This window comes from Salinicoccus sp. HZC-1 (assembly GCF_046736035.1).
In the GTDB taxonomy this organism is placed as follows: domain Bacteria; phylum Bacillota; class Bacilli; order Staphylococcales; family Salinicoccaceae; genus Salinicoccus.
Genome location: NZ_CP177130.1, coordinates 805,776 through 823,882, shown reverse-complemented (window position 1 = coordinate 823,882; position 18,107 = coordinate 805,776). Strand labels below are relative to the sequence as shown.

Sequence of the window (18,107 nt, the reverse complement as noted above, 5' to 3'; positions counted from 1 at the left end):
AAAGGACGGGATGTCGTTTATCCAACACATGGTGTATTTATGTCGTTTAAATACAAAAAAGAGGGAACATTTATGGAAAAACAGGATCTGAGGAAGATCAAAACACACAGGGCAATCAATCAGGCATTCACCAAACTGATTGCTGAAAAAGGCTTCGAAGCCATGACCATCAAAGATATCGCCGAAGAGGCAATCATCAACCGGGGCACTTTCTATATGCATTACGAGGACAAATATGACCTGCTCGAATCCTATGAGAATACGCTGCTCGGCGGACTTTATGAAATTCTGTCCCGCAATATCGATGCGGACAGCCAGGTGAATCTCTCCAGCGGCATGCACAGGAAGATTGCGATGGACACTTTCAACTACATCGATGACAATGCCGACAAGATCATTGCACTGTTCAACAACCAGGGAGAGAACCAGTTCGAGCATAAAGTCAGAGAACACATGCGGGAGTATTACCGTATCCACAGCAACAGCCTCATCGATAAAAATATGCTCCGCGTCGATATCGGCTACCTCCTCTCCTACATCACCAGTGCGCACATCGGCCTCATCCGCAACTGGCTTGAGAACGGCCGCCGTGAATCCAGCGAAGAGCTCGCCGATATTCTGGAGATGCTCACCGCCAAAGGACCGTTCTACGCCGCAGGCCTGATAGATTGATGGCAGTAAAGCCCGGCAGCATCGCTTACCGGGCATTGTAATCGTTCAATGACCGATAAAAGTCACTTACCGGCCATTGCGATTTCACAATAGCCGAAGTCCCCCGTTTACCGGACATCGTAAGTGCAGTTTTCACCGCTCATTGTCACAAAACCACCACAAAATTCAACAGATTAACTCTTTTTGTTTGGCATTACATCCAAAGATGTATTATATTGAACTCTATAATTTTGATAAACGGGTATATATAAAGTATTCAACTAATAATTAATGAGGGATCTTATAATGTCTCAAAGAAAAAGGTTTACTGAAATTGATGCGTTGCGTGGACTGGCTGCACTGGCTGTCGTGCTTTTCCACTATACAACGCGGTATGAAGAGCGCTTCGGGGGAGAGAGCGGGGGATACAGTGAGATTTTCTCATTTGGCGAGTTCGGCGTTCAGCTGTTCTTCATCATCAGCGGATTCGTCATCTACATGTCCATCCTCAAAGTCAAATCCGTATCCGATTTCGCAATCAAACGTTCATTCAGGCTCTATCCGGCATATATATTCGCCGTCGTCCTGACATTCACCGTCGTCACACTCGCTTCGATCGAGCAGCTGAAAATCGATTTGCTGCCGGCACTGGTCAACCTGACGATGTTCCAGGATTTCTTCGGTGCACCGAGGGTCGATGGCGTCTACTGGACACTCCGTGTCGAAATGACTTTCTATATTCTCATGGCGATTCTTCTGTTCTTCAAAGTGGAAAAGAAAGTCATGCCGATTGTCCTGACCTGGATATCAGCTTCCGTCATCATCCAGCTGATCCACCGCAGCATGGACACTGACCTGACAGCACTCATCCGTGAATTCTCCATCGCCAGCTTCAGCCATATGTTCATCATCGGCATCATGTTCTACTGCATCTGGCAGCATGGAGACCAATTGAAGTATTATGCGGTAATCGCACTGTGTGTCATCTACGACCTGGCATTTATGAGTATTGAGAATGCATTGTTCACCGCGGCATTCGTCGCAGCATTCTATCTGATCATCAACAACAAAATGCAGTTCCTGAGCTCCCCTGTACTCGTGTTCTTCGGAACCATTTCATATCCTTTATATCTGATCCACCAGAATATCGGGTATGTCATCCTCAATAAGATGCATGAGATGGGGTACACGCACCCGATCTTCACGGCTATGCTTGTCGGAGCAACAATCCTCGCTGCATATATAATCTTCAGATATGTCGAGCAGCCGGTACAGAACGCGTTGTATAAGCTTTATAAGGGACAGCAGAAGCCCAGGCCCAAAAAAGTCGGATTCAAACAGCCGGTGAAAAAGATATAGAAACTGAATACTTTTGGAATAAAGAACAGGCATGATGCTACATCTCCTCTATAGAAGATGTAGCATCATGCCTGGTTATTTTTTAAGCTCATCTTTTTATACGATATTGCCTTTTTACCGGTGTACCGTTTGATTGTAATTATGGATGGGTAATTCTCATAGAGAAAGGGGTCTTTATCAATGAATCTGGAAAATTATAGAATGGCACACGACAAATATGTTAAATTACAGGACTTCCCAACATCCGAAGGTAAAACGCAGGAGAATGATAAAATCAAAGAGGAAGTCATCCCGCTGCTCGTTGAAAAATTGAAGGACCTCCACCTCAGACTCAATGCCGAGGAGAAGGACGGCATCCTCGTTGTACTCCAGGCACTCGATGCTGCGGGCAAGGATGAGACGATCAGCTATATATTCTCAAACCTGAACGCCCAAGGGTTGAAAACGACGACTTTCGGCAAACCCACAGAAGTGGAGCAGAAACATGATTACCTGTGGCGCATGCAGCCGGCAATCCCTTCAAGGGGTGAGATCGGCATTCTGAACCGCTCACATTATGAAGACGTGATCGCCCCGCGCATTCACGGCGGGTTATCGGCAGGCGACATCCCAAAAGGCGAGGATGAGAATTCAATATGGTCCCTGCGCTACCGGCAGATCAATGACTATGAAAAATATTTATACGAAAACGGCATACATGTTATTAAGTTCTTTTTCAATATGTCCAAAGAGGAGCAGAAAAACCGTTTGCTCGAACGTATGAAAACGCCGGATAAAAATTGGGAGTTCTCATTCTCAGATGTGGAAGAACGTCAGTATTGGAACCAGTACCAGGAAGTGTTTGAAGAAATGCTCAATGAAACTTCGACTGATTATTCCCCATGGTACGTCCTTCCGGCCGATGATGAATGGCACAGCCGCAGGCTCGTCAACGAAATCATGATCCAGCTGCTTGAAAAATTGGATCCTAAGTTTCCGGAATTCACCGGTGAGGACAAGGACAAATTAAAGGAATATATCGACAAGCTTGAAAATGAATAGATGATTTAGCTAATATGTCCTATTTTGATTTGGCTCTTTCAATTTTACAAATGAAATAAAAAGCAGTCATGATGACATTTCACTTCCAACAGTGATTGTTCATCATGACTGCTTATTTTTTAAGCTCTTCTTCTTTTCTTCTTAGTTCATCAATTATTTCCTGTTTCCCTTCAGTTTTTCGAGGTATATCAAATGCCCGTTTCCCCAGGTAAAAGTCTGGATCCACGCTTCTAACCGCTCTAAGTGCCATTGGCCTTCTTTCAAGGTTTTTCTTGCGCAGTGCTTCCAAACTTGATATCTGCTCCCTTCGCTGATAATCAAATAGAATAAGCTTACCAATCATTTTATAACAGCCTTAATAATCAATATAGTATGAATATTTTTCAGAAAATCACTATATTCTACACTATCTGGCGGTCAGGGACAGGTTGCTTCAATATTTTTGATAGAGAAATATTCTGGTGAAAATAGGATACTATTATTACCAGTTCATTCATGTTAAATCGATATCGACCGTTCGTGATCACTTCTATGATTTCTTTAGTCGGAACTACATTTTGAGTTTATTAAGTGTTGCTTTTTGTACCCAACGTAATTTTACAATTAACGAAATTTTTTGAGTAAATTATAACTCCATCAATATTATAATTTTACACCAAAATATTTATCAATGGATATCTTTCTTATGCCCAACATCTCAGCATAAGAAGGATGCCCAGGATCTCCGCTCGAAGTTAAACAGTAAGGCTTTTTATTAGTCTCATCTTCATTTAATCTATAACTTCTTAATTTAAAAACATTAACATCTGGATGCTTTTCAAGATAAGATATAATATTTGAAAGCTGATTATAATAATAAAACAAAGGAAATTTTGATGGTTTACCCCATGCCAATATAACTTTTTGAGATCTTTTTACGGTTTCTTCAATTTCCTTGTTATTACTTTCATTAATAGCATTCAGCCTAGCTGCATTTTTATGTGAAATTATTTTATCAATTTTCTCTTTTATTTTTTTATTTTCAGTACTATAAAACGGGATTATATTTAATATTGTTACATACTCAAAATCATTTTGTTTCTTATAAATATGTTCTAAAACTTTGTTAACACTACGGTCTGAATCATTTTCATCTGCTGCCGAAGGGTTCATCATTATAATAGCTACTTCTTTCCCCCCTTTCCTTTTTTTTAACCTAACTTTCAAAGAATATCTCATCATAATTTCTTCATTGTTTCTTGAAGTTAATACCTCTGATTCATTTTCGATTCCCATAACTTCTTGGACGAATCTTTGATCATATGCAACCATCCTTAAAAACTCCTTTCTAAACTTTTAATATATTGTTAAGTATTCAGAACCTCAAAATTCAAATGGATTATTAAAATAAATCAATAAATTTATACTTCTATTTACAATATTTCTTACATCCTCGCTTCTTCCACTCTGTTCTCATGCCTCGCATAAACGAAATCCTGATATTTCCTATTCCACGACTTCAGCGAAATCACATATAAAACGACCGTCACAGCTACCAATGCAATAGTGGCTGGCAGGAACCAGGCGGATACGATGTTTTCCGCACTTGCGAGTCCGATCGGTGAGAAGAGTATAAATACAAACACCATCGCGCTGAACAGTAAAACCGTAACCGGAATCGCGTATTTCCACGGCACCATGCTGACTGCTGCATTGGGCGTGAATTTGAACGGTTCAGGCAGTGGTCTGATCAATCCAGCGACGAGCATAATCCCTGTTGCTAAAACAAACAGCATTCCCTGTATATGAATGAAATTAATCGGAATCTCCACATTGAAAAACATCGGCAGTCCCCACATCAGCATGAAGTATGTGACGACATGGACTGTGATTGCGATTTTCGGTCCGATCGACGGCACGTGTTTTGAAAATATGCCGACCAGCACGATCGCAATGATTGGTATGTTGAAGAATCCGGTGAATTCACGGATGATCGTCCATAAACCATCCGGTGCATTAAGTAATAATGGGGCGATGAAAAAGGTGACCAAAGATAATCCTACACCGAACCATTGGCTGACCCGGATCATCTGGCGGTCCGTCGCATTCTTGTTAATCAGCACTTTATATATGTCATAGGCAAACATCGTTGCCGCACTGTTGAGCAATGAGTTGAAACTTGAAAATACGGCACCCAGCAATACTGCCAGGAAGAATCCACTTAAGAATGTCGGCAGCAGATCCTCAATCAGCGCGGGATACGCGAGATCCATTGTCTTAAGTTCAGGGCCGTACAGATGGAAGGCAATTACCCCGGGAATCATCATCATAAACGGCACAAGGATTTTCAAGAACCCGGTGAATAAAGCCCCTTTCTGCCCTTCTGCCAGACTTTTGGCACCGAGCGTTCTCTGAATCGCATACTGGTTCGTCCCCCAGTAGAAAAGGTTTGCGAAAATCATTCCGGTGAATATCGTACCGAATGGTACGCCGTCATCACTTGAACCGATCGAATTCAATTTCTCGGGGTTCTCGACCGCTATTGTCTTCATGCCCTGCAGCATATTGCCGTCCCCGAGAGCGATGAACCCGAGCACCGGAACAATCAACCCGACAATGAACAGGCCAATCCCATTCAATGTATCGGAAATCGCAACAGCTTTCAGTCCGCCGAATATCGCATAGCATGAACCGATGATGCCGATGATCCAGACGACCAGCCACATGGACTGCTCGAATGAAATGCCGAGTGCCGTCGGCACGTCAAACAATTGGAGCACGGCAATCGCACCGGAGTATAACACTGATGGAATCGTCACGAATCCATAGCCGAGCATGAACAGGACCACAATCTGAATGCGTGTGCCCTGATCAAAACGGTTATCTATAAATCCCGGCAACGTCGTAAATGCCCCGCCCAAGTACCTTGGCAGTAATACCAAAGCTAAAATGATAACCGCAAAGCCCGCCGTCACTTCCCACGCCATACTCGTCATATTGCTGCTGTAGGCCTGGCCGTTCAGTCCGATCAGCTGTTCTGCCGAAAGGTTGGTCAGAATAAAGGACCCGGCGATAAAACCGCCTGTGAGTCCCCGCCCCGCAAGGAAATAGCCGGTGGAATCATTGATTGTATTTCTGGTTTTCAAATAAGAATACCATGCCACCAGAAACATGAAAAAAGCACAGGATAATACTGTGAAAAGAAATTCTCCCATAATATGTACTCCTTTTTTCATCAAATTATAAGTATCTTTTTCTAATAGCCTCTTTCTTTGATGAAAAACTCATAATATGAAATTGACATGTAAAATTTTCAATTGGTGGTATAGACCTTCACCCTTTCCAGTACCAATAAAAACATTCAATACCACATGACTGCTCCAAAATAAAAAATAGTCATTACTAGAATATATAAATATTCCTTCATGACTAAAGTTAACTTATCAGAACTATGATATTAATTTTTATGTATATAAGATACAATTTAAGGTAACGAAGTTTTAGTTACTATTACGCTCTTTCAAAATATACGAGGTGAATCAATGTTTACTGATGCTTTTAATTTACTCAACGATCTCCCAAAAATAAAAGAGTTTAGTGATACATATTACTTATCGTATCTAATACCATTATTTATAATCGCAGTAACACTTATAACTTATTTCACTAACATGTCTAATTCGTTTCTGAAATTAGTCACTGCAGTAAAAGAAAGCAAACTTATTATAAGCCTTATAATCTTAACTGTTGCCATTATAATTTTTGATATGCTTATTGCATATTTATTACTTATTTTAGGAGAAATGATCCGCTATTCTTTGAGATTATTACCCAATGTATTTTCGTTAACAGAAATAAACGCTATAGTTGAACAACTTCATTATTTCACTATAGCGTTAAGTTTATTATTCATTTTAGTATTCTTCATACTCTTACTATTAGTCTATATGACTAATGATGCCCTGATTCTACATAACTTAAAAAGTGTTTCTTCTAAAAATCTAGAAGTTTTTCGTCAAAAAAATAAAAATAGATTAGAATACTATGATCACCTGTCAGAAATATATAATAAAAGTCTTAGTGAAATTTATAACGGTACAATTGACCATAATAAGTTTGTAAGTAAATTAGTAGGTTTACATCCAGATATAAAACATTACTTTCAGTTTAGACAATTAAAAAAATCAATTAAAATTGATTTAAATGACAAAAATAGAATATTAAATCGGAAAAAATTAAAATATTTACCGGTAACTAAGATTTTTAGATTCATGAATTTTATCTTACTTTTTTTAATTGCATTAGTCATTTCTTTCATACTTTTAGAATTTAGTTCCATTAATATCAGGCAGGATTATAATGTGATTTTTGCTATGGTATCATTATTATTTGTTCAAATATTCATTTCTAAAGCAATGCGTTTATTTGATTAAAAATAATAATGAAATCTTAATATCAATAAATATATAAAGGATCATATACATTCCAGTAGAGTGTATGTGATCCTTTTATCTAGTACATTAATCTTCTTCTGTTTCTTTACTCTCCTGATTCAAGTACTCTTCCAGGTCATTTTTGATATTGCTGACCTGCGGTCCGTAGATCACCTGGATGCCGTTGCCTTTTTTGACGATGCCGTTCGGTCCCGTTGTATTAATGGCATCCTCATCCACCTGGTCGATATCTTTCAATGTGACTCTCAAACGCGTTGCACAGTTATCGAGCTCTTCGATGTTTTCTTTACCGCCCAGACCTTTTGCCAGAACCATTGTTCTCTCGCTGGCATTGACCTGCTGCGCCATATCTTTTTCTTCACGCCCCGGTGTTTTGAGGTTCATTTTCGTGATCATGAAGCGGAATGTGACATAGTACAGTAAGAACCAGATAATACCGATCGGAATCACATACAGGAAGTTGGTCTTATCATTCCCCTGCAGTACACCGAACAGGATATAATCGATGAATCCGCCGCTGAATGTCTGTCCGATTGTGATGTTAAACAGGTCAGCCATCATGAAGGCAAGCCCGTCATAGAATGCATGGATGACATACAAAATCGGTGCAACGAACAGGAATGAAAATTCGATCGGTTCAGTGATTCCTGTAAAGAATGATGTCAGTCCGGCGGATAACATCAGACCGCCGACAACCTTTTTATTTTTAGGTTTTGCCGTATGGTAGATTGCCAGACATGCACCGAGCAGTCCGAACATCATCGTGATGAACCGGCCGGACATGAATCGGGAAGTCCCTTCATAGAATTGCTCGACGCCAGGTTCGGCGAGCTGCGCGAAGAATATGTTCTGTGTCCCCTGAATCAGCTGTCCGCCAACTTCCAGGGAGCCGCCCAGACCAGTCTGCCAGAATGGCAGATAAAAGATGTGATGCAGTCCGAATGGCCCAAGCAGCCTTAAAATCAATCCGAAGAAGAATGTGCCGATGGCACCGGTCCCTGTTACCAGATCTCCTGCACTGAATATTACCGACTGGATTGGCGGCCATATGAAATACATTGCCATACCGAGGAAGATTGCTGAAAATGAAGTGATGATCGGTACGAATCTGGAACCGCCGAAGAATCCAAGGAACTGCGGCAGGGTTATTTTATAATATCTGTTATGCAGCATTGAAGTCATGATTCCGACGATGATACCGCCGAACACCCCTGTTTCCAGACTCTGTATGCCTACCGTCATTCCTTGACCGACTGCCGCGAGTTCTTCTGTTGCGAGCTTTCCGCTGATACCGAGAATCGCATTGATCGTCGCGTGCATGACAAAGTATCCGAGCACCGCTGCCAGGCCGGCTGTTCCCTTGTCGTTTCTGGCCAGCCCGATGGCGACACCGACCGCGAATATGATAGGCAAGTTAGCGAAGACGATGTTACCGGCCGATGCCATGATGGTGAAAAGACTTTGCAGCCATACGATATCGAGTATCGGATAAGCGTCCACGGTGTTAGGGTTTGAGAGTGCACCCCCGATACCCAGCAGCAGACCGGCTGCCGGAAGAATGGCGATCGGCAGCATGAATGACTTACCGAATGATTGCGCTTTTGAGAAAAGGTTTTTCATTTTTTTACCCTCCAGTATGATTTATTCTTATATTTTTAATATAGTTTTCCTGTAATGTTTTCAGATAGATCCAGCCTGTTTCTTTCTGCCTGTTCATAATTTTTGAGTGTCAGCCCTGTACAGAGCAGATCGATCACAAATAGCTGGGCGACTTTGGAAACGAGCGATCCGCTGTCGAGCGGGCTTTCCTTTGCGGAAGACAGGAGTATACAATCTGAATACTTCGTTAAAGGCGACTTGGTATAGTTCGTGATCGAAATGATTTTGGCGTGCTTTTTCTTTGCAGCACTGACACTGTCGACCGTATCCCGTGTACTGCCTGTAATACTGATTGCGATGACGACGGTATCTTCATCCATTGAAGTGGTTCTCATGACCTGGGAATGCGGGTCGCCGAAAACTTCGATATTCTTGCCGATCCGCAGCAGCCTGTTCTGCATATCGAGCCCTGCGATGGAAGAAGAGCCGACTCCGAAAACGACGACATTACTTGCCCCGTCGATCAGGTCTATCGCTTTTTCCAGCTGGTCTTCATCGATCACTTCATATGAATTTTCAAGAGCGGTCATCATGCTGTTTTTGACTTTGGAGACATAGGAATTGTTATCCTCGTCTTTCCCAGCGGCATCCACCTCTTTTGCCAAAGAGAACTTGAATCCCTGAAAACCCTTATAACCGATTTTCCTGAATAGACGCAGGACGGTTGCCTCACCGACATTGCAGGCTTCTGCCAGTTCCGTCAGCGAATGATAGAGCACCTGATCCTTGTGTTCAACGATATAGTCATAGATTTTCAGTTCTGATTTCGTAAAGTTCCGCTTTGCCTGTTCCAGTCTGATTGTCGCTTTCACTCCGTTGTTACCTTCGTTCAATTGTATGCACCTGCTTTCGTGATTATTGCTCTATCGCGTTTTTAAATTTATTAGTGATCAGCTGCGGGCGCGTAATCGCACTGCCGACGACGACTGCGTGAGCACCCAGTTCGAGTGCTTTCGCTGCTTTTTCAGGTGTATCCATATTGCCTTCAGCAAAGACAGGAACGGATACCGCTTCCACCATCTTCTTCAATGTTTCCAATGGTACATCACCTTTGGAGTGCTCCGTATATCCGACAAGTGTTGTGCCGACGATATCCACACCCGCTTTTTCCGCTTCAATCCCTTCTTCCACAGTGGAACAGTCCGCCATGAAAAGCTGGTCGGGATATTTCTCTTTTACTTTTTCAAAGAACGCCGTAAACGGACTGCCGTCCGGGCGGGTGAGCTTCGTCGCATCCAGTGCGATCACTGCCATCCCCTCGCCGGCCAGAGCATCCACTTCATCCATCGTCGGCGTAATGTACACACCGCTCTTTTCGTAATCCAGTTTGATGATGCCGATGATCGGCAAATCGACTTCCTTTTTGATGGCCTGAATATCCGCAACAGAATTCGCACGGATGCCATCCGCTCCACCTTCATAAGCTGCCAGTGCCATCTTGCTCATGATGTATGAATCATGAAGCGGTTCATCATCCAGTGCCTGACATGAAACAATCAATTTTCCTTTTAATTTTTCTAATATATCCATCAGTTCCGCTCCTCTTTAGTAAACGTTTTCATATAGAATATACCACTATGATTATATACTGTCAATTTAATATTAAAAATGATAATTAATAATCATTTTTGATTCCTAGATGATATACAATATAAAAAAACACTTCTTGGTGACTAATTTCATCAAGAAGTGATCTTCACGTATTATTTAATAATCAAGTTCTCCAGCTCTATTGGATATTCGGTGATGATTTCAGTGCCTTCTTCTCTCAACACTACCGTATCCGAATGCCTGAAGCCGTCGGTACAGTCTGCCCCACAAGATTTTTTTAATTTTTCCTCTTAAATCTGACAACACCCGGGTATGTATATTAGAAGAAAGGGTGTTTAATTTAAATGACACGAAAAGTTTGGTTCCAAACAGCTGTTGCTATTATTTTCACTTTAGTCATTATTCGTTTATTTATTGAATTACAGGGTATTTTCACTCCACTCTTCGTGGTGGCACAAACGATTTTCCTGCCATTGTTGATTAGCGGGGTGCTCTTTTATCTGACAAGACCTATTTTGAATTTTCTGCTAAAAAAGCATTTTCCCAAGTGGGCAGCTATCCTACTTATTTTTGCTTTGATGGCCTTACTCATTTGGCTGTTTTACATCCTCATCGCACCGATTGTTTCCAAGCAGATAAATTCTCTTGTAAATAATGGTCCTGAAATTATTGGAAGGGTTGAAGAATACGTAACATATCTCTTGAATCAGCGTGAACACTTACCGAATGCAGTCCAAGAGCAATTAAAAAGCCTGACTGGACAATTGACGGATTGGGCCTCCAATCTCGGCTCCTGGATTGCATCTTTCCTGATGGGGCTGGTATCCGGAGTGATTACTCTTGTTCTCGTTCCTTTTTTCCTGATCTATATTCTAATTGACCACAAGAAGTTCGCACCGTTTATCGCCCATTTTTTCTCCGGAGCAAGAAAAACCTGGGTCCGCAAAACGCTGCACGATGTGGATAAAACCTTAAAGTCCTATATTGTCGGGCAATTATTTGTCAGTTTTGCAGTTGGCGTTATGCTGCTGATTGGTTACCTGATCATTGGACTTGATTATGCGTTCCTATTGGCACTTATCGGTATAGCGGCCAATATTATTCCATTCCTTGGGCCGTATATCGCCGTAGTTCCGGCAATTATCATTGCGCTGTTCCAAGATCCAGTCATGGTTTTATATGTGGCCCTCATCATGCTCGTTGCCCAGCAAATCGAAGGGAATCTGATAACACCGAACATCATGGGCAATGCACTGAATGTACATCCATTGACAGTTATCACATTGATATTGGCTGCCGGCAACATTGCTGGCATTTGGGGCATTCTGCTTGCAGTCCCTTTCTATGCGGTTGTAAAAACCATTGTGACCAATATCTATTCCAAACGGGAAGAAATTGAAGAGACGGCCACCGAAGACGTTTAATAATTGAAGACAAATAATGAGAGGGCTTTCCGTCTGGAGAGCCCTCAATTTATGTGTTATTCTTTTTTCTGCACTGCTGTTAACTTATTTGAATAAGCATCGGATGTCGATTCTCTACCCGCAACTTTACGTACGGAAAATGAAAATGCAGAACTTTCAGCAAAAACATGCAGAGTCGCACTAATCTAATTGATGCAGATATTAAACAGGGACTTTCCAGTCATCCCATATCCTCTACCATTAGTAGTGTCAAATCAATAGCACAGTGGAGGGAGGAGAGGATGTCAGCAAAAAGCTCCATTAGAACAAGTGAATTATTCTAATGGAGCCAGCCTATAAACGTATTATTTAATAATCAAGTTCTCCAGCTCTCTCGGATATTCGGTGATGATTTCAGTGCCTTCTTCCCGCAGCACCACGGTATCCGAATGTCTGAATCCGCCGACGCCCGAGATATAGATGCCGGGTTCGACACAGAACACCATGCCGGGCTTCAGTTCCAGATCGTTATCGAATCTGAGAGAAGGTTCCTCATGCTGTCCGATGCCGATGCCGTGTCCAGTTCTGTGCGAAACGTGTTCCTCCATTCCCGACCCGCGGATGACTGCCAGGGCCGCTTCGTTCACTTCCCTCGCCGTCACACCGGTTTTGATGAAGTCCAGTGCCGCTTCATGGGCACGGAGCATGACATCGAACACCTTTCTCTGTTTTTCCGTCGGTTCCCCGATGAAGAAAGTCCGTTCGCATTCGGCCCGATACCCGTTCAGACCGACCTGCCTGCTGTGGATAATCACGTCACCCGTCTCCAGTTTTCTCGTATTCGAGAAGACGTGCGGCATGTTCGTCCGTTCGATGCCTGAAGGCGACATGACGAAGTAATCCAATGTCGAGTCGGTATATTTCTTTGAAATCTCCTCGAAAAGAAATTGGTTGCCGTAATAGTCGATTTCCAGTTCGGACTCTCCGGCTTTTGAATTTTTCAGTGTGTGCTTCAATGCGCCGCTGACCAGTCCGCCGGAGGTTTTGATCATATCGATCTCCTCCGCCGTTTTGATCGCACGCATATTTACGATATCCCATCCAATATCTTCAATCCGGAAACCTTTGTCCTGGATTCTCAAAGTATAATCGGTCGGCAGCGAACCATATTCGATTCCGATATTACTGCCGGCATCCAGTTTTGACAGCACCGCATCAAACAGTGTCCGGTAATCCGTACTCTGGCCGGGTTTCCCTGCCACTTCGTGATAGATATGGATATCTTCCACATCCGTCTTCTCCTTCGCATGCCGCTCTTCCAGTTTCGGGATGATCAGGCTCTGGCGCGCAGGTTCCACAACCAGGATGATCGGTCTGGAATACGTAATGGCTTTCAATCCACTGAAGTAGAACTGGTTTTCAAAGTTGAAGATGATGGTGGCATCGAGACCCTTTTCCTCCATGATCTTCCTCAGTCCTTCAATGCGTTTTGCTGTTTCCATTATTCAGCCGCCCCTTCCATCTCCTGCTTTTTATTCTGTGTGAACATAGTGACCACGATGAGCACGATGATTGCCGCCGGTACGGAAATGATGACCGAGTTGATGCCGGTCGACTGTACATAGAAGAACTCCCAGAACAGTGTCACGACGAGGCCGGTACCCATCGAAGCTAATCCGGCCGGTTTGGTGACCTGCGGGAACAGGAACACTGCGAGCAGTGCCGGTGTGATTCCCGCGCCGTATACCGTATAGGCGTACATCTGTACCGACAGCACCGTCGGGAAATACATCGTCAGCAGGAACGCGATGATGCCGAGTATCGGAATCAGAATTCTAGTGTAGACGAGTTTTTGGTGGTCGTTGATATCTTTCTTCATATATTTGCCTAAGAAGTCATAGATTACACTGGTTGAAGCGGATAACAGATAGGAGTTGCCCGTCGTCACGATGAATGCAGTGAGTGCCGCAATCAGTATGCCGCCGACTGCTACCGGCAGTACACTCGTCAGTGCGATCAGCGCCATGCCGGGGTCAACATCCGGGAATAGAGACCGTGAGATGAACGCGAGGATGGAAATGATCGGTGTGACGACGATCAGGCCGAGAATCCAGCCCGCTGTACCGAGTTTCGTTGAACTGTCACTGTTGGAGGCCGTCATCCTCTGATAGATGTTCTGGTCCCCGAGCAGCAGGAATAGTGTCGGCAGATAGTATCCCATCAGCTGGATGAAGCTCAATCCGCCGGTCACCGACATATGGCTGTCCGGTACATTTGAAGTGATTTCACTCCAGCCGCCCCCGATTGACAGCGCAAGCGGCAGTGCGATGATGAGCCCGATGATGACAAGGAATGCACTCGCCGCATCCGTCGGTGCCACGGACATCAGACCGCCGATGCAGGCCAGGAAAATGATGATCGCAGCCCCGATAATCGTGCCCATCTCAGGAGAAATCCCCGTCGAGATGTTCAGTATAAAACCGAGGCCCTGATACTGGTATGACACAATGCCGACGAACGCCAGTATGATGATCAATGCCGCCAGTACACTGGCCCATCTTCCGTACTTCACTTCAAGTATTTCCGCTACGGTATACTTACCATAGTGCTTGATCTTGGATGAAATGAGAAAAATCGTTCCAATCCCGATCAGTGATGGCAGTGTGGACATCAAAGCGGGCCATAATCCGAATGAATAGGCCAGCGAGTTCTGTCCTCCGGTGACCGATCCGCTGCCGACCCATGTTGCGAGCAGTGTCCCCATCAGGACGACCGGCCCGAGCGACTTGCCTGCCAATATGAAGTCCTCACTCGAACTGATCTTCTTCGAGTAGAACACCCCGAGTATCAGCATGAAAATACCATAACCGACGACAAACCAGATGAGTATCGGCTGATTTGTAAATTCCATGAAAATCTCCCCTTTGTTTAATTATGAATACCCTTCCAAACTAACATAAAAAAATAATATTATCATTGTCATAATAGAGATATGGAAACATAATTTACCAATTACATTAAAGATCTCTTAATGTGAGACAGTTTTCGGTACACTGTCCGATAAACCCTTTCTCCGAGCATTATGGGATTTGTATGGCCGGCAAATACCGAATCGGACGCCACAAAAAAATCCCGGACACATTATCCGGGATTTGTATTCTTTTATTCGGATTATCATCATTCTTATCCGCTCAGGCCACACTTAACATCAATCCGGTATAAGCAGATGCTGTAAAACATAATGCCATCAGGAGCGACACCGCCGCATGCATCCGCATTTTGGCCGCATACAGCATGAAGCCGAAAAATACTGCTGCAAGCACCAGCATTACGACACCCATGGCATCAAACGTCAGCGCCACCGTCAGTCCGGCAGGCAGACCCTGCCCGTAGACCGCTTCAAAAAGCCCGGATGCCCCGTTCCGTTCTATGATCGTGTCAATCTGATTTGGTATCGCCTGTTCGCTCATGAAGGCAGTCACCGCCAGAATGATCAGTACAAGGAACGATTCCGCTTTGATCCACGGCTGTATTTGAAGGCCCGGATCATCGCGCAATCGTTTTCTGTACAGAATGCCGTTGATGATGCCAAACCCAAGAATCCCCACCAGCAACAGCTGCTTGAAAAGCAGGGACTGGCCGTAATCCGTCAGCCAGGCATTCGCAAACCGCTGGAATATATTGATCGGTGCACCCTGCGGATTTGCAGTCACCACATCACCCGTGAAGACCCCGGAAACCGCCAGTACAATGATGGATATCAATGCAAGCCGCGTAAACCAGGACAGTACATAAGTCCATTTCACCTTTTCAACAGTGAACCAGCCGAGTATGATCAGCAGGCCGCTCCACGTCATCACAGCCAGCAGATGGACGGCGTGTACCGTCACACCCCAGAAGGCCGCCTGCTCGAAGGCATGGCTGCCGAAGCTCTGCGCCACCGCGAGCAGCGCCACTAAAACCACACCGGCCCGCATCATTGCACGGCCTTCCATCATGTCAAAAGCGAAAAATGCAATGAGGATGACGGAAATCAGATACATGAACAGCCACGCCCGGCCGGTATTGAAGCCAAACAGCACCTGCCAGAGTGCCCCTGCGAAGGAAAGGTCTGCTGCCATATTGAGAATGATTGCGAGTGAAGATGAAAAGCCGAATACAATTACACCCGCAGCCGCTGTAACCAGCAGCCATTTCGGAACATGGAACTTCGGCATGCGCCCGGCAAAGAAAGAATTGCCGAGCACCACTCCCATCAAAAGTGAAAGGCATAAATACAGCAACAGCTGGGATACAATGACCATCAGCCGGCCGCCCTATTTACGCCTGCGGGCGAATAGGACGATCATAACGGCCACGATAACCCCAAGTACAACAATCAGCGCAACCACAGCGCCGGACATCCCGCCTTCATCATCAACCGCTGCATCTTCGGTGGCCAATCCTTCGGACTCGCCCGTTTCTTCCTCAGAGGCCGCTTCACTTTCTTCAGCCGTCGGTTCTTCCGTCGCTTCCTCAGTCGCTTCCTCGGAGCCGCCGGACTCAGCGCCAGCTACAGTAAATTCGAAATCGCCATTCACAACGTGCCCATCCGCACCGTAAAGTTCCCAGACTACAGTATAGTCACCGGAAACAAGCGGTTCACTGAAACTGACCTCCACCGTCTCCCCTTCCACAGTGATATCTTCATAATCGATTCTTTCTCCTTCTGTATTCTCCAAATAGATTTCCTCTTCCTGCTGGATATCAGTATCAAAAGTCATCGTCAGAGTTGACACTTCCCCTTCAGCCGTCGACCCTGCCTCAGGATCCGAAGAAACCATGGAGGAATGTGCCTCGGCGACACCTCCAAATACCATACTCATCATCAGTACAGCTAAAAACACCGTAAACCTCTTGCCCATATGCATAACACGCTCCCCAACATTATTTATTGGACAAATTATAGCATAGAAAAGTCCCTATACATCATATGTTATGTCGCAGGCAGACGGGTTTTTAATCACCGTTCAAAAAAGCGACATCAAATGGTCTCCCAATCTATTTCATCAATGACTGTAAAGCCGCTGTCATCGGTTTCCCTTTCTCTCACCTTGTCCAGTACGCCTGTGTGTCCAAGAAAAAGCGTCTCCTGTATACTCCGCCATCCTTGCTGACTGATCATGACGGCTTCAAAATCATTTTCATCTTCACCGATAAAAATGGGCTGCCCACTCTTATTCACACGTTTCAGCAAACTGTCAAAATCGTTTTTTGCGTTCTTTGCAGATATGATTTCCATAACAGCCACCCCTTAAATGATATGTACCCCTTTTCAACACATTCTAGTATTCAATTTCCCTGCCCAGCTTCTCTTCGAGCAATGCCCACGCAGCATCATAGTTCTCATCCAGCCGCGCCGGCTTGAATCCAAAATTCAGATACATGTTCACCGCCTGCCAGCTTGTCGTCTGCGACGTCAGATATACCGCATCATGAAATTTCGCCAAAATATTCATTGCTTCGGACAACAACGGTTTGGACAGTCCCCTGCCCTGGTGTTCCGGCACGATTCCGACCCAGTGGATCCGTCCGCGGATATTGCCGTCCCCTTCAAGGTCACCGTACCAGGCAGTCGCCGTGCCGATGGCTTCCCCTTCGGCATTCTCTATGAATAAATACCGATGGCCCATTTCATCGATGTATGGACCGAATTCCCGTTCAAAGCGTTCAATTGCCGTTGCCTCCGTTTTAAATTCATCCACCCGGGTCTCTATATTCGCCCAAATTGCTTCATCCCCTTTTTGGAACAATCTGAAGCTGTAGCCTTCGGGCAGTTCGTATTGCGGGATATCATTCAAGTCATGTCTGATCATCTGTAGTTTGATTCTTTTCATGGAATACACCCTTTTGTATATCTTATTCTTTCATATATTATAGTAACTAATTATTTTTTAACATTTATAATTTAGAATCTTCTGTCCCAATAATGTATTATTAAATTAAAGCTAATTTATGAAAACATGCCATT

The 18,107-nt window shown here is 44.2% G+C and carries 17 protein-coding genes; 5 read left to right on the top strand and 12 right to left on the bottom strand.

The genetic code is table 11. From position 1 onward, the window contains the following. Positions 1-72 precede the first annotated feature (72 nt). The 3 genes from ACKRAT_RS04100 to ACKRAT_RS04090 all read left to right on the top strand — a co-directional run bounded on the left by ACKRAT_RS04100 (position 73) and on the right by ACKRAT_RS04090 (position 3,051). Entirely contained in the window at positions 73-672 is a 600-nt protein-coding gene (locus ACKRAT_RS04100; RefSeq protein ID WP_411843830.1) for a TetR/AcrR family transcriptional regulator, read from the top strand. Between the two features lie 285 nt (positions 673-957). Beyond that, on the top strand, positions 958-2,010 hold the full coding sequence (locus tag ACKRAT_RS04095; protein WP_411843829.1) for an acyltransferase family protein: 1,053 nt from the start codon (positions 958-960) through the stop codon (positions 2,008-2,010). 180 nt (positions 2,011-2,190) lie between these two features. Further along, a complete protein-coding gene (locus tag ACKRAT_RS04090) occupies positions 2,191-3,051 on the top strand; it encodes a PPK2 family polyphosphate kinase (RefSeq protein ID WP_411843828.1) in 861 nt (286 codons plus the stop codon). Between the two features lie 112 nt (positions 3,052-3,163). Here ACKRAT_RS04090 and ACKRAT_RS04085 read toward each other — a convergent pair whose 3' ends face one another. The 3 genes from ACKRAT_RS04085 to ACKRAT_RS04075 all read right to left on the bottom strand — a co-directional run bounded on the left by ACKRAT_RS04085 (position 3,164) and on the right by ACKRAT_RS04075 (position 6,245). Beyond that, positions 3,164-3,394, bottom strand: a complete 231-nt coding sequence (locus ACKRAT_RS04085) for a hypothetical protein (protein WP_411843827.1) — start codon at positions 3,392-3,394, stop codon at positions 3,164-3,166. 299 nt (positions 3,395-3,693) lie between these two features. Continuing rightward, entirely contained in the window at positions 3,694-4,362 is a 669-nt protein-coding gene (locus tag ACKRAT_RS04080) for a DUF1643 domain-containing protein (protein ID WP_411843826.1), read from the bottom strand. Positions 4,363-4,475: 113 nt separating this feature from the next. Next, a complete protein-coding gene (locus tag ACKRAT_RS04075) occupies positions 4,476-6,245 on the bottom strand; it encodes a solute:sodium symporter family transporter (protein WP_411843825.1) in 1,770 nt (589 codons plus the stop codon). A 327-nt stretch (positions 6,246-6,572) separates the two neighbouring features. Here ACKRAT_RS04075 and ACKRAT_RS04070 point away from each other — a divergent pair, with 327 nt between their 5' ends. After that, positions 6,573-7,463 carry a hypothetical protein gene (locus ACKRAT_RS04070; protein WP_411843824.1) on the top strand — a complete coding sequence of 297 codons (891 nt, stop codon included), beginning with the start codon at positions 6,573-6,575 and terminating at the stop codon, positions 7,461-7,463. 87 nt (positions 7,464-7,550) lie between these two features. On the opposite strand, the gene ACKRAT_RS04065 is transcribed toward ACKRAT_RS04070, so the two are convergent. From ACKRAT_RS04065 to ACKRAT_RS04055, 3 genes are read right to left on the bottom strand one after another with little or no spacing between them, the layout of a single operon-like run. After that, positions 7,551-9,104: a maltose/glucose-specific PTS transporter subunit IIC gene (locus ACKRAT_RS04065; RefSeq protein WP_411843823.1), complete on the bottom strand. Its 1,554-nt coding sequence runs from the start codon at positions 9,102-9,104 to the stop codon at positions 7,551-7,553. Between the two features lie 35 nt (positions 9,105-9,139). Continuing rightward, a complete protein-coding gene (locus tag ACKRAT_RS04060; RefSeq protein WP_411843822.1) occupies positions 9,140-9,976 on the bottom strand; it encodes a MurR/RpiR family transcriptional regulator in 837 nt (278 codons plus the stop codon). A 22-nt stretch (positions 9,977-9,998) separates the two neighbouring features. Further along, on the bottom strand, positions 9,999-10,673 hold the full coding sequence (locus ACKRAT_RS04055) for an N-acetylmannosamine-6-phosphate 2-epimerase (protein WP_411843821.1): 675 nt from the start codon (positions 10,671-10,673) through the stop codon (positions 9,999-10,001). A 365-nt stretch (positions 10,674-11,038) separates the two neighbouring features. Between ACKRAT_RS04055 and ACKRAT_RS04050 the strand changes: the two genes are divergently transcribed. Further along, positions 11,039-12,118 carry an AI-2E family transporter gene (locus ACKRAT_RS04050; protein ID WP_411843820.1) on the top strand — a complete coding sequence of 360 codons (1,080 nt, stop codon included), beginning with the start codon at positions 11,039-11,041 and terminating at the stop codon, positions 12,116-12,118. A gap of 344 nt (positions 12,119-12,462) precedes the next feature. Here the strand turns inward: ACKRAT_RS04050 and ACKRAT_RS04045 are convergent, their stop codons facing one another. From ACKRAT_RS04045 to ACKRAT_RS04020, 6 genes are all read right to left on the bottom strand, one after another. Beyond that, on the bottom strand, positions 12,463-13,599 hold the full coding sequence (locus tag ACKRAT_RS04045; protein ID WP_411843819.1) for a M24 family metallopeptidase: 1,137 nt from the start codon (positions 13,597-13,599) through the stop codon (positions 12,463-12,465). Further along, positions 13,599-15,008 (bottom strand): sodium:solute symporter family protein, encoded by a 1,410-nt coding sequence (locus tag ACKRAT_RS04040; RefSeq protein WP_411843818.1) that lies wholly within the window; start codon positions 15,006-15,008, stop codon positions 13,599-13,601. Before ACKRAT_RS04040 ends, ACKRAT_RS04045 begins: the two co-directional genes overlap by 1 nt. Positions 15,009-15,288: 280 nt before the next feature. Beyond that, positions 15,289-16,401, bottom strand: coding sequence for a copper resistance D family protein (locus tag ACKRAT_RS04035; RefSeq protein ID WP_411843817.1), 1,113 nt, complete (start codon positions 16,399-16,401; stop codon positions 15,289-15,291). A 12-nt stretch (positions 16,402-16,413) separates the two neighbouring features. Next, positions 16,414-17,001, bottom strand: a complete 588-nt coding sequence (locus ACKRAT_RS04030) for a copper resistance protein CopC (protein ID WP_411843816.1) — start codon at positions 16,999-17,001, stop codon at positions 16,414-16,416. 119 nt (positions 17,002-17,120) lie between these two features. Continuing rightward, positions 17,121-17,378, bottom strand: a complete 258-nt coding sequence (locus ACKRAT_RS04025; protein WP_411843815.1) for a type II toxin-antitoxin system Phd/YefM family antitoxin — start codon at positions 17,376-17,378, stop codon at positions 17,121-17,123. Positions 17,379-17,421: 43 nt separating this feature from the next. After that, complete coding sequence (locus ACKRAT_RS04020; RefSeq protein ID WP_411843814.1) at positions 17,422-17,973, bottom strand: GNAT family N-acetyltransferase; 552 nt, start codon at positions 17,971-17,973, stop codon at positions 17,422-17,424. Positions 17,974-18,107 lie beyond the last annotated feature (134 nt).